Annotated in this window: 7 protein-coding genes; 6 read left to right on the top strand and 1 reads right to left on the bottom strand. The window is 65.6% G+C overall.

The window, feature by feature from the left end:
- The first annotated feature begins 20 nt into the window (after positions 1-20).
- The 6 genes from HV711_RS21970 (at position 21) to HV711_RS21945 (ending at position 9811) form a co-directional block, all read left to right on the top strand.
- A complete protein-coding gene (locus HV711_RS21970; protein WP_013591553.1) occupies positions 21-773 on the top strand; it encodes a DUF1175 domain-containing protein in 753 nt (250 codons plus the stop codon).
- Positions 770-5578 (top strand): alpha-2-macroglobulin family protein, encoded by a 4809-nt coding sequence (locus tag HV711_RS21965; protein WP_035484092.1) that lies wholly within the window; start codon positions 770-772, stop codon positions 5576-5578. The genes HV711_RS21970 and HV711_RS21965 overlap by 4 nt, the downstream gene beginning before the upstream one ends.
- Before the next feature lie 13 nt (positions 5579-5591).
- Positions 5592-7391: a DUF2300 domain-containing protein gene (locus HV711_RS21960; protein ID WP_035484091.1), complete on the top strand. Its 1800-nt coding sequence runs from the start codon at positions 5592-5594 to the stop codon at positions 7389-7391.
- A 92-nt stretch (positions 7392-7483) separates the two neighbouring features.
- Entirely contained in the window at positions 7484-8269 is a 786-nt protein-coding gene (locus tag HV711_RS21955) for a YfaP family protein (RefSeq protein WP_244142720.1), read from the top strand.
- Positions 8270-8291: 22 nt separating this feature from the next.
- On the top strand, positions 8292-9092 hold the full coding sequence (locus HV711_RS21950) for a YfaP family protein (protein WP_035484088.1): 801 nt from the start codon (positions 8292-8294) through the stop codon (positions 9090-9092).
- Between the two features lie 326 nt (positions 9093-9418).
- The gene (locus tag HV711_RS21945; RefSeq protein WP_014972891.1) at positions 9419-9811 is read left to right on the top strand and encodes a hypothetical protein; all 393 of its coding nucleotides are present in this window, start codon (positions 9419-9421) and stop codon (positions 9809-9811) included.
- 103 nt (positions 9812-9914) lie between these two features.
- On the opposite strand, the gene rpoD is transcribed toward HV711_RS21945, so the two are convergent.
- Positions 9915-11909 carry an RNA polymerase sigma factor RpoD gene (gene rpoD, locus HV711_RS21940; protein WP_014972892.1) on the bottom strand — a complete coding sequence of 665 codons (1995 nt, stop codon included), beginning with the start codon at positions 11907-11909 and terminating at the stop codon, positions 9915-9917.
- Between the last annotated feature and the right edge of the window lie 625 nt (positions 11910-12534).

Here is a 12534-nt window from a genome sequence, read left to right as displayed (position 1 = left end):
GCCTTCGTGCAGCAGGCGCCATGCGCTCGCGTTGCGAGGCGCACGCGCGCAGCGAACCGGGCGCGGCGGTCGCGAGCGGTGCGTCGCGCCGTGTCTGCCTCTCGCGAATGGCCGCTCTATCTGCGTTGGCCGCGCTGGCAGCCGTCGCGCCCGCTGCCCACGCGCTGAGCCTCGCCGCCACATCGCCCGACCCGGACGCGCTTAGTGCGCAGCAATCCGCCGCGTTTCGTGCCTGGTTCGCGCGCATCGTCGATCAGCAGATGCGCCGCGGCCCGACGCCGCGCTGGACGCAGCGCGACTGCGCGGGACTCGTGCGCTTTGCCGTCGGCGAGACATTGCGTCCGCACGACAGCAAATGGCTGCGCGCCAACGGCATGACCGGTCTCGCAGACACAAGCAGCTTGCCGCCCGAACTGCAGCTGTCCGCCGCGCAGCGCACGATCGCGAATCGCTGGACGCAGCTCGACGGTTCCACTGGCGCCTATGCGTCGGCCATCGCGCTGATTCAACGCAACAGCCGCTTCGTTTCGAAGGACGTGAACCAGGCGCTGCCCGGCGATCTGCTGTTCTTCGACCAGGGCGACGACCAGCATCTGATGATCTGGCTCGAGCGCTACATCGCTTATCACACAGGCACCGTCACGCCGACCGATACCGGTCTGCGCGCGGTCGCCGTTTCCGACCTGATGCAATGGAAAGATTCCCGCTGGCAGCCGCTCGACGGCAATCCGAACTTCGTCGGCGTATTTCGTTTGGACTTTTTGACACCATGACCCGAATGATTTCCGTCGTCGCAATGGGCAGCTGGTTGGGCGAGGCGCGGCGTCGCGCGGCTTTCGCCGTGGCGCCGCTGCTTGCGGCCGTCGTCCTCGTTGCCGTCAGCAACCCGGCGCATGCGGGCGACGACGCCGCGAGTAGTGCGGGAGCCGCGGAGGCCGACATCGCCGCGAATCCCACCTTGAATCCGGCGCCGCCGAGCAACTACAGCGGGCAGAAAGTGGACGGCCAACCGTTCTTCCTGCTCTCGGACGCGAGCTTCGGCAGCAATCAGCTCGCGCAGGTCCGGCTGGAGGCGCCCGGCCGCGACTTCAAGGATGCGTTGCAGCCGTATGGCGGCGCGGACATCGTCGTGTATCGCGTGCCGAGGCCGCTCGAATTTCTGAAGGCGCAGAAGAACCTGCATCGGCTGAACGTCGCGCCGAACTATCAGGGCGAAGGGCTCGCGAACACGCTGGCTTACCTGTGGGACCGCTGGTTCACCGAGGCGCGCCGCGCCTGGCAGCGCGTGCTTTCGTTCGCGACTCGCAGCAAGGCGACGGCAGCCGCGCCGCAATTCAAACTCGGCGAAGAGACCGGCAAACAGACGCAGTTCGAGCAGAACTCGCAGTTTGCGCCGCTCAAGGGCTATGACATGATCGCGCGCTTCCGCTACCCGATCTGGGACGCGAAGGTAATCGAACCGCCCAAAGGCGTGAACCTCGCGGGCAGCAGCAGTAACTTTATCGAGGCGAGCGCCGGCAACGTGATGATTCCGGTCGGCAAGCTGCCGCCGGGGCTCTATATCGTCGAGGCGGTGATCGGCAACTATCGCGCGCATACGCTGCTCTTCGTGTCGGACACGGTGGCGGTCGTGAAAGCGGCATCGAGCGGCATGCTGGTGTGGACCACGCGGCGCGACAACGGCAAGCCGGTGGCCAGCACGGAGGTCAACTGGACCGACGGCGTAGGCGTTCTGCAAAGCGGCACCACAGGCAGCGACGGCGCGCTCGTGCTGCGACACGTGAGCCCGGAGCGCAGCTGTGTGCTTGGCGTCGATCCGGCGGGCGGCGTGTTCGTCTCCGAGAATTTCTATTACGACAGCGAGATCTACAACACGAAGATCTACGCGGTGACGGACCGGCCGATGTATCGCCCGGGCGATGCGGTGCATGTGAAGTTCATCGGGCGCACGTTCCAGAACGCGACGCAATCGTCGGCGCCGGCTGAAGCCGACATCAAACTGGAAGTGCTCGACCCGAACGGCTCGCCGGTCGCGACCACGAAGACGCATTTCGCTTCCGACACCGGCGCCGACACGTCGTTTTCGCTGCCCGCCGACGCGACCGCCGGCGGCTACACGCTGCGCTTCGACTACAACGGCGACGTGTACGGCAGCGCGTTTCGCGTCGCCGAATACGTGAAGCCGCATTTCGACGTGAACCTGTCGATGGACAAAGCCGACTACGCCACCGGCGAGCCGCTGAAGGGCAAGATCCAGCTGCGTTATCCGGACGGCAAGCCGGTGCGCGACAGCAAGGTCTCGGTCACGCTGCGCGCACAGAAAGTGACGATTGTCGACGGCGAATTGCGCTATGCGGGGCTCTTCCCGGTCAAGCTGGAGCAACAGGAACTGAAGACCGACAGCGACGGCAATGCGAGCCTCACGCTGCCGGCTGCGACGGAGCCGAGCCGTTACGCACTGACGCTGTTCGCACAGGACGGCGCCGCGTACAAGGTGCGCGTCACGCGCGAAGTGCTGATTGCGCGCGGCGCCACGCCGTATCGCCTGAGCACCGCCAGGTCGTTCTCGCAGCCCAAAGAGCCGGTGAACTTCGATCTGCAGGCGCTAGCCGCGCTGGATCCGTCGGCACATATGCCGGCCAAATGGGAATGGACGCGCCTGGAATCGCAGACCCACGCCGAAGGCTCGTTGAAGAACGCGTCGGGCAAGGGCGCGGGCGGCAAGCTGTCGTTTCCGGTTCAGTTCGATGAGCCGGGCTCCTACATGCTGTCGGTCAAGGACGACTCGGGCAATCTGCTCGCGGCCGTCAGCCATTGGGTGGCGGGCGACGGCCTGAAGGCGGTTCCGGGCAGCGTCGAAATCGTATTCGACCGCGAGAAGTACCGGATCGGCGACACGGCCGAGGCGCTCATCACGTTCCCGTTGCCCGTCGACGACGCATTGCTGACGCTCGAACGCGACAACGTGGAACGGCGCGCGCTGCTGAGCGCAGGCGGCGACTGGCTGCAATTGCAGCGCGTCACGCCGTCGCAATGGAAAGCACGCGTCAAGGTCGGCGAGGACTTCGCGCCCAACATGACGTTCTCGGTGATGTACGTGCATGGCGGCGAATACGCGTTCCAGAACGCGGGCATCGTGGTCGCGCAGCCGCAGATCGAGCTCAATGTAAAGAGCGACAAGCCGGTGTACGGTCCCGGCGACACGGTCACACTGAACTTCGACAGCACGCTGAACGGCAAGCCGGAGGCCGCGAACCTGACGGTGAGCGTGGTCGACGAAATGGTCTATGTGCTGCAGCCGGAAATTGCGCCGAACATCGTCGATTTCTTCTATCACCCGCGACGCAACAACGTGCGTACGTCGTCGAGCCTGTCGTTCATTACTTACGATCTGGCGCGTTCGCCGCTCAAAGGCGCGCCCGGCGGCCCGCAGCGCGCGAACTACAACGAACGCGGGGTGAAGGTGCTCGAGCGTCCGCGCCGCGACGATCAGGATACGGCCGCGTGGGAAGGCAATCTGAAAACCGACGCGAACGGCCATGCGACCCTGAGCTTCCGGATGCCCGACTCGCTCGCGCGCTGGCGCATTACCGTGCGCGCGGCCGCGCCCGACGGCATGGTCGGCCAGCGCACGGCCTACGTGCGCTCGGACAAGGCGCTGTATCTGAAGTGGAGCGGGCCGTCGCATTTCCGCGTGAACGATCAGCCGGCCATCGACATGATCGCCTTCAATCAGACCGACGCCGACATGGACGCGCAGTGGGTGGTCGAAGGCGGCGGTTTGTCGCTCAATCAGAAGGTGACGCTCAGGCGCGGCGCGAACTATCTGCGTCTGCCGAGCGGCGCGCTGAAGGCCGGCGTGATCAACGCGAGCTTGCGCAAGGGCGACAAGGAGGTGGACCGCTTGCAGACCACGATCCGGCTCGACGCGAGCGGCTGGCTCGATCTGCATCAGAACACGGTCGCGCTCGACAGCGCCGGCAAGCCGCTCAACCTGCCGCAAGACGCGCAGGACGTGAGCGTGCGTTTCGTCGGCCGCGCGGCGAGCCAGTTCATGCGCGTGGCCGACGATCTGATCAACTATCCGTATGGCTGCGCCGAGCAGACGTCGAGCCGGTTGATCCCGCTTGCGCTCGCGCATGATGCGATCGGCCGCGGCGACAACAGCAGTGCGACGCAAGGCATCGAAGCGCTGCTGCGCAACCAGCGTCAGCGGCTTGCGATGCTGGCGGGCGTCGGCGGCACCTTCGGCTGGTGGGGCGATACCACGGGTGGCAGCGCGCTCATCACGGCCTACGCGTACTACGCCGACTGGCTCGCGAGCCGCAGTCTCGGCATCACCTTGCCCGCCGCCAACTGGCAGCACGCGATGGAGGTCTACCGCGACGCCGGCGCCAAAGAGCCGCTGCTGCACCGCGCGCTCGCGCTGTGGTTCATGCAGCAGATGGGCTTGCCGGTGGCGACGCCGGTCTCGGGCGTTGCCGCGGACCTCATGAGCGACGCGGCCGCTACGGCGAATGCGCAGCCGCGCGATTCGAACAATGTGGCGTACGCCGCATCGGACAGTATCGTGTTCGCGCAGTCCGATTCGCCGCGCGGCAAGCAGATGGCGACGCTGCTCGTCGCGGGCATGGCGCGCGGCACGGGCGCGCAGGTGCCCGACGGTTTCGACGCCGCGGCAGGCGCGGCGCGCGTCGCGCTGGCCAACGATCCCGCGCCGCTCGTCCAAAGCCTGCTTGCCATGTCCGGCGACGACGCGGGCGTCGATGCATCGGCCCTGCTCGCGAAGAGCAGCGCCGATTACCCGACGCTCGACCGCGCACTTTCGCTGTTGTGGTTGCGCAAGGCGCTCAGCGGCGACGCGGCGGCTGCGCCTTTGCCGTCGCTGCAAGGCGCGGGCTGGACACGTGCGGCGACACCGACCGGCACGCCCGCGTGGAAGTGGACCGGCGCCGGACTGCCGGCCACGCTCGACCTAGGCGCCGCGCGTTCGGACGTCAGCGCCGTCGTGTCGTTCCGCAGCCACGCGAGCGAGGACAGCCGACTGAATATCACCGTCGCGCGCCGCTTCTACAAGCTCGAGCCGCTGGAAGTGAAGGCCGACCCGAAGAAGCCGGGCGCCGGCGAAAGCAGCCTGGGACGCGCGGCGTTCACGGCGCGCCTCGTGAAATCGGGCGATGCCATCGACAGTAATGCGCTGTACGTCGACGAAGTCACGCTTACGCCGCGCTCGGGCAACGCGTATCACTACGGCTTGCTCGATGTGCCGCTGCCGCCCGGCGGCAGCGTCGAGGCGACGAGCTGGGGCGTGTCGATCGAAGGCTTGCCAGGCGAGAAGGAGGGCGAGAGCGGGCCGCAACCGTTCGCGCGCGCGGCGTCGTATGAAATGGGCGAGCTGTCGTATCACCAGCCGGTGCCCTTGCTCGACCGGCCGGTTGCACTGCGGCAACTGGTGCGCTTCGCGTTGCCGGGCACCTTCGCGTTGCCGCCCACGCGCTATTTCCGCATGTATCAGCCGGACGCGAAGGCGTTCGAAGGCGGCAAGAGCGATCGCGCGACGACGCTGCGCATCCAGTAAGCGAGGCGCGAGCATGGTCCACGTGTTGCCTCGGCCTGTCTGCGAACGCATTGCAGCGATGCTGCGCATGGTGCTCGCCATGGGTACGGCGTACGCGGCGTGCGCCCTCTGCGGCGTCGATGCGAGCAGCGCTCGGGCCGCGGCTTTGGCTTCGCCGCCTGCAGTGTCGCAGCCGGCCTTGCGCTTTGCATGGCTGCGCGACGGACAAAGCCAGCTCTGGCAGACCGCCGCTGAGGGCGCCGCTGCCGGCTTCTCGCCGCAATCCGCGCTCGCGTTGCCCGCCACGTTGGAGACGCCGCTTGGCAGCGTGTGGAAGCTTTTCGTGTACGGCTATGTTGTCGATCGAAACATCGCGACGCCGGACTATACGTGCAGCGGCGGCGATCCCGAGGAAGTGTATTGCTGTATGACCGGCGGTCATGTCGACCGCGAACACGCGCTCGTGCAATCGTGCGGACGCTTTTTCGAGCCGGGGCGGCTTCAGCTCGATCCCGCCGACTGGCGCAAGTACTGGACAGCTGCCCATGCGCCGGCCTGGCTGCGCGATCTGCACGCGATGACGCCAGCGCAGCGCGTGCCCGTCGCACAACTGCTTGCTGCCTTGCAGGCGATGCCGGCGCGACCGCGCGAAGCGGCGGGGAGCACGCTCGTGTCGGTGCTGACGAGCGGCCGCGGCGAAGGCACGGTCGCGCTTTACGGCAGCCTGCTGCGCGCGAAGACATGGACGATGCCGGACGCGGCGCGGCCGGGCGCGTCGGTGGGCGGCGCCGCCGGTTGGCTCGCCGACGGCACGCCGGTATGGCTCGGCGGCCCGGGCGGGAGCGCGCGCGTGCTCGCGTCGGCTGCGCCGCGCATCGCGCCGCTGCTCGCGCAAATCGCCGTGCCGGATGACGGCGCGTGCGTTGTCGTGGATTTTTTCAGCCGCTATGCGGTTCGCGAAGTGCTCGGCGAAAAGGGCGTGAACCGTTCTGCCGCCATGCCCGACGGGCCGCTGAACGGCGAGTTTCGTGTCGGCTTTGTGAACGGTAACTGGGCGCGCGTGACGAGCCGCGGCGAACTGCGGCTCGATCGCAATGCAGCTGGCGCGCCGCAAATAGTCGGCCGCTTCGGCATGAACGACTATGTGGCGCGCGTGGTCGAGCGCGAGGGCGACACGGCGCAGCCGGAAGCGGCCAAGGCGTTGGCCGTGGCGGCGCGCACCTACGCCGTGCAGCGCGGCGTACACGACCATGGCTGCTTGCGGATCGACGACAGCAGCAGCACACAACGCGTTTTGCCGCGCGCGCCGACGGCGGCGGCCCGTCGTGCAGCCGATTTCACCGACGCGCTCGTGCTGATCGGCGTGCCGGTGCAGTATCACCACGACAAGGCCGCGCCCGGGCAAATGAGCTGGCTCGCCGCGAAGGCGTCCGCCCAAGCCGGTCTCACCTTTGATGCAATCCTCGCGCGCACGTGGCCGCAAGCGACGCTGACGTCGTCGATGAGTCCGCTGTCCGGCGATTGCATTGCCGTCGCCGGCGCGCGCGAATGGCTGCAGCGCAATGCACCGTTGTGGGGGCGGCGCATGGACGGCGTGGCCGGCTATGAGACGCCTGACCTGCCGGCCGTATGCGCGGTCCGCGAGGGGCGTCCGTATGCGGATGCACAGCGCAACCGCGTGTATGTGTACCGCTTGCAGACCGAGGAAGATCGCATCGCGCTCGCGCATGAATATGTTCATCTCGCGTTTCAGCACCATCCACGTGGGCTCGATGAAGATTTTGTGGAGCGCACCGCGCGTCTCCTGATTCGTACCGACAATCCGATCCAATGAAAGACGTCACCTTTTTATTCCCGTTAATGCGGCCTTCGGTGGCGTGTGGGGTTCGCTCGCGCGCCGCGATGTTGGTGGCGGCAGCGCTCGGCATGTGCACGGCCGGCTTTGGCACGCAGGCTTACGCGGCCGGCGCCGGCGGCGCAGTCGCCGATCTCACCGGCGCGTTCGGCGGCTGGCGTCATAGCGGACTCACCAACGAGGGCGAGCAATTCGTCGCGGCTTATCCGCGGCCGCCGGTCGATCGCGGCGCGCAGCGCTATCGCACGCTGATCGAAGGGCGTTTGAAGCAGATCGACAAGCATGCGCGCAAGCCGCCCACACTCGTCGTCAACGGTAATCCCACGCCGCTTTACACCGACGATGAAGGCGCGTTCGCGCGGCCGTGGGCGTTCGGCGCGGGCTCGAACAGCATCGAGCTGATTTCCGCCGACGGCAGGCAGCGTCAGCGCATGCAGTTCTACGAAGCGGACCGTGCGAAGCCGCAGGCGAAGCTGCGCGCCATGGTCACGTGGGACGACCCGCGTGCGCAGGTCGATCTGCACGTCATCACGCCGGGCGGCCTGCACGCGTTCTTCGCCAATCCGACGCTGGAAGACGGCAGCGGCTTCGATGTGGATTCCGTGGACGGCGCGGGGCCGGGCATTTTTTCGTCCGCGGCGCCGGAGCGCGGCACGTGGCTGTTCTTTCTGAACTATTGGGGCAACTTCGATTCGACGGGCTATAACTTCGACGCCGCCGCGCACGACCGCGACGTGATCACGGCGACGTTGACGCTCGTCTTCAACGAAAACACGCCGAACGAACGGCGTGAGACGATGGTCGTGCCGCTGCGCAAAATCGGCGACCTCATGCTCGTGAAGAGCGAGCGACTTTGACAGTGGGACGGGAGCAGTCACGATGAAGCGCAGAACGACAGGACGGATGAGCGCGGACCTGGGCTTGCTGGTCCTCGCATGCTGGCTGGGCGCGTCGGCCGCGCACGCGAGCGATATCGACATGAACGCGCCGTTGAACGGCTGGCGTAATTCGAGCGGCGACAGCAACGAGCGCTACACGCAGGACGTGCACTATCCGGCTGTTGCGGTCGCGACGCCCGAGGGGCAGTCGAAGTCCGCGCTGATCGAAGGGCAGATCCGCAACGCGCCGAAGAAGAAAGGCACCGCGGTCGGCACGCTGGTCGTGGACGGCACGCCGTTGCCGCAGCGCATCGAGGAAGACGGCAAGTTCTCGCGGCCGTACGCGTTTCCTGCCGGCAGCAACGGGGTCGAGCTGCGCGCGCCGGACGGCAGCCGCAAGCGCGTGCAGTTTTACGACGCCTACAGCGGCAAGACGCAGCCGAAGCTGCGCGTCGTGCTCGCGTGGGACACCGACGGCACGGACCTCGACTTGCATGTCGTCTCGCCCGACGGTGCGCATGCATGGTACGGCGATCGCGTGACGCCGAACGGCGGCGCGCTCGACGTCGACGTGACGACGGGTTATGGACCGGAAATCTATTCGTCGGCGGCACCGCTCAAGGGCACCTATCTCGTCTATGTGAACTACTACGGCAGCGGCACCGGCCGCAGCGACATGACCGTCGCACAGGTGACGATCATCACCAACGAGAACACGTCCGACGAAAAGAGCGAGACGATCCGCGTGCCGATGCGCAAAGCCGGCGAACTCACGCTCGTGAAGACGTTTGTCGTGCCCTGAGCGGCGCGTGGCTGCGTCGCATGGCGGCTGTTGCCACGCTTTGTTTCGTGTTGCCTGTCGAGTTGCGGCTTGTCGCATGCAGGGCGCGAAAACCCTGCGCGCTCAGTTACTTGGCTAACTCTTGCGCAGGATATCCACAGGCTTGCAAACATTTTCTGTGGACAAACGCGGTGTGGCCGACAGTCTCGTTGCGTGACTTCTGGCTGAACGTCCCCCGCTTGCACTTACCGTCCCTTACCGGAGGTCAAGTTTCAGCCGGCGAGGGTCGATAGAGCCTGTAACCGGCTCTGCGCCGAACGCCTTGCAGAAAATGAACGGAGGTTGCAATGCAGATCGACAGCGCGTTGCCGTCGACACCCCAAGCTGCCGCTCGCGCAACGGAGAATGCTGCTTCGTCATCCGTGGCGCGCAACGATGACGCCGCGTCGCGCTTGGCTGCTTGGAACACGTCGAAGCAGGACGATGCGGTGCACATCTCCAGCGAAGGCGCCGCTGCGGCGGCTCAGCACGCAAACGCGGTAGACGGCACGAAACCGGCCGATGCGCAAAGCAACGGCGCGGCGGACGCGGATCCGTCGGCGGTCAAGTCGTTTGCGTATGGCACGCTCGGGCTGGAGCGGCCGGATCAGCCGGCCGAAGAGCGCAATGCTTTCTACACGGCCGGGCGTTGGCTCGCGGCGGGCATCACCTTGGGCGGGATCATCTCGCTGCTGATCTGAAACTGCTCGGGTGGGAGCCGGGCGGACCTTGAGATTTGAGGACTTCAGGCGGGGCGCGCTTGCCGTGCAGGGCGCACGGCAAGCGCGATGAGGCGGATTTGGGTTAGCGGTCGAGGAACGACTTCAGGCGGTCTGCACGGCTCGGATGCATGAGCTTGCGCATGGCCTTGCTCTCGATCTGGCGAATGCGCTCGCGCGTGACGTCGAACTGCTTGCCCACTTCTTCCAGCGTGTGGTCCGACTTCGTGTTGATGCCGTAGCGCATACGCAGCACCTTCGCTTCACGCGGCGACAGGGAATCGAGCGCGTCGTCGATGGCGGCGCGCAGGTCGGCCTGCATGGCCGCATCCGCCGGCGACGAAGCCGCGGAGTCTTCGATCATGTCGCCGAGCGTGGCGTCGCCGTCATCGCCGACGGGCGTTTCCATCGAGACCGGCTGCTTCGCGATCTTCAGAATGCCGCGCACTTTCTCTTCCGACAGGTCCATGCGTTCCGCCAGCACGGACGGATGCGCTTCCTGACCGGTCTGCTGCAGGATCTCGCGCGAAATGCGGTTCAGCTTGTTGATCGTTTCGATCATGTGCACCGGCACGCGGATCGTGCGCGCCTGGTCGGCGAGCGAACGTGTCACGGCCTGACGGACCCACCACGTTGCATACGTGGAAAACTTCCAGCCGCGGCGATATTCGAACTTGTCCACCGCCTTCATCAGGCCGATGTTGCCTTCCTGGATCAGGTCGAGGAACAGCATGCCGCGATTGACGTACTTCTTCGCGATGGAAATGACGAGACGCAGGTTTGCCTCGATCATTTCGCTCTTCGCCTTGCGCATCTTCGATTCGGCCGCGACCATCTGGCGGTTGATCTCTTTCAGATGCTTGAGCGGCAGCGAAACGGTGGCTTCAATGTCGATCAGCTTCTGCTGTTCCGACTGGATGGCCGGCAGGTGGCGCTCGAGCGCCGCGCCATACGACGTGTTGCCGCGCGCTGCGCGTTCGGTCCAGCCGAGATCGGCCTCATGACCCGAGAACGATTCGATGAACTTCTCGCGCGGCATGCCGCTCTTCGTGACGACGATTTGCAGAATGTTGCGCTCGATCGCGCGGACCTGCGCGACCTGATGCTGCACGTCGCCGCACAGGCGGTCGATGGTGCGCGCCGTGAAGCGGATTTTCGCGAGATGCTGCTGGATCTCTTCGCGCGCCTTCTGGTACGCCTTCGAGCTCACGTCGCCGCGCGTGTGCGAGGCGTTCATCTGGTCGTACAGAATGCCGACCTGCGCGAAGATTTCGAGGCAGTCGCTCGTGAGTTGCTTCAGGCGTGCTTCGTCAGCCGCCGAGGAATCGGCCGGGCCGACGTCGTCGTCGCCATCGCTGTCTTCGTCATCTTCGGCGTCCGTGTCTTCGTCTGCTGAGGCCTCGGCGCTGACGTTCTCTTCTTCAGCTGCGACGTTGTCTTCGTTCAGGCCGTCGACCAGTTCGTCGATGCGCAGTTCGCCGTCCGCGACCTGCTGGGCGCTGGCCAGAATGGCGGAAATGGCGAGCGGACAGCCGGCGATGGCTTGCACCATTTCGTGCAGACCGTCTTCGATACGCTTCGCGATGGCAATTTCGCCCGCGCGCGTGAGCAGTTCGGTCGCGCCCATTTCGCGCATGTACATGCGCACAGGGTCGGTTGTGCGGCCGAATTCGGAGTCCACCGTGGACAATGCAACTTCTGTTTCCTCGTCCGCCTGGTCGTCCGACACGACGGCCGGCGCGTTCGAGTTCAGCAGCAGCGTTTCAGCGTCCGGGGCCTGCTCGTAGACCTGCACGCCCATGTCGTTGAATGCGCTGACGATGCTGTCGATCGCCGCCGTCTGCGCGAAGTTGTCGGGCAGGTGGTCGTTGATCTGCGCGTGGGTCAGGTAGCCTTGCTCCTTGCCCAACTGAATGAGCGCGCGCATCTGGCGCTGACGCTCTTCGGCCTGCTGCGGCGGCAGCTCGGCCGCAACGGGGATCGCTTTACCCGCGCCCTTGCCCTTCGGCGTGCGGCCCGACGGAGCTTTCGTGTAGGCGGCGGTTTCGTGTTGCGAATCTTCGCGATCAAAAGGGTTCACGTATTCTCCTCTAGAGGCTTCGCTATGAGACGCAAGACGCGACCGTCAGGCGTTTCGAGCATGGCTCAACATCACCTGAGTGACTCAACGCGGTTATAGGGCTGTGTGCTCTGGGGAGCAAAAAAGATGAGCCCGCATGGAGCGGGCCGATAGAATGTGCGAAATTCGCGCGGCTCGCATTATATACGAGCTTGCGCCTTCGCGCGCATTGTGCGCAGCAATTCGTCGCAGGTTGTTGTCGGTCTGCGTGCTGGGCGTGGCTCGCGGGCGGCCGAGCCGGTAAAAAAGGTTGCGACTGCAACGAGGCGCGTGTCGCGGAAAAGCACCGAGTCACAACTATAGACGAACTTGTTCGTTATCACATGAGTGCGTGCGGCTTGCCAGTGTCGGCTCGTATCGCTTGTCTCTGCGCTTGTGTGCGGACACCCCTCTATATATAGCGCGAAGTTTTTTGGCGCCGATCGGTGCTTATGCAAAAGAAAATTCGCAGAAGGGGTTGACGACCTGTCACTTGGTCTTCATAATCTCGCTTCTCTGCTGCTGATGCAGCGACGCAGAACGAAGCGGTGCCGGGTGGTTGAAGTCAGGCGCTGCGAAGTGTGCGAACCGATCTTTAAAAACTAAC

Origin of the sequence: Paraburkholderia phenoliruptrix, from assembly GCF_902859825.1 — a bacterium.
In the GTDB taxonomy this organism is placed as follows: domain Bacteria; phylum Pseudomonadota; class Gammaproteobacteria; order Burkholderiales; family Burkholderiaceae; genus Paraburkholderia; species Paraburkholderia phenoliruptrix.
This window is presented reverse-complemented; position numbering and strand designations above follow the sequence as displayed.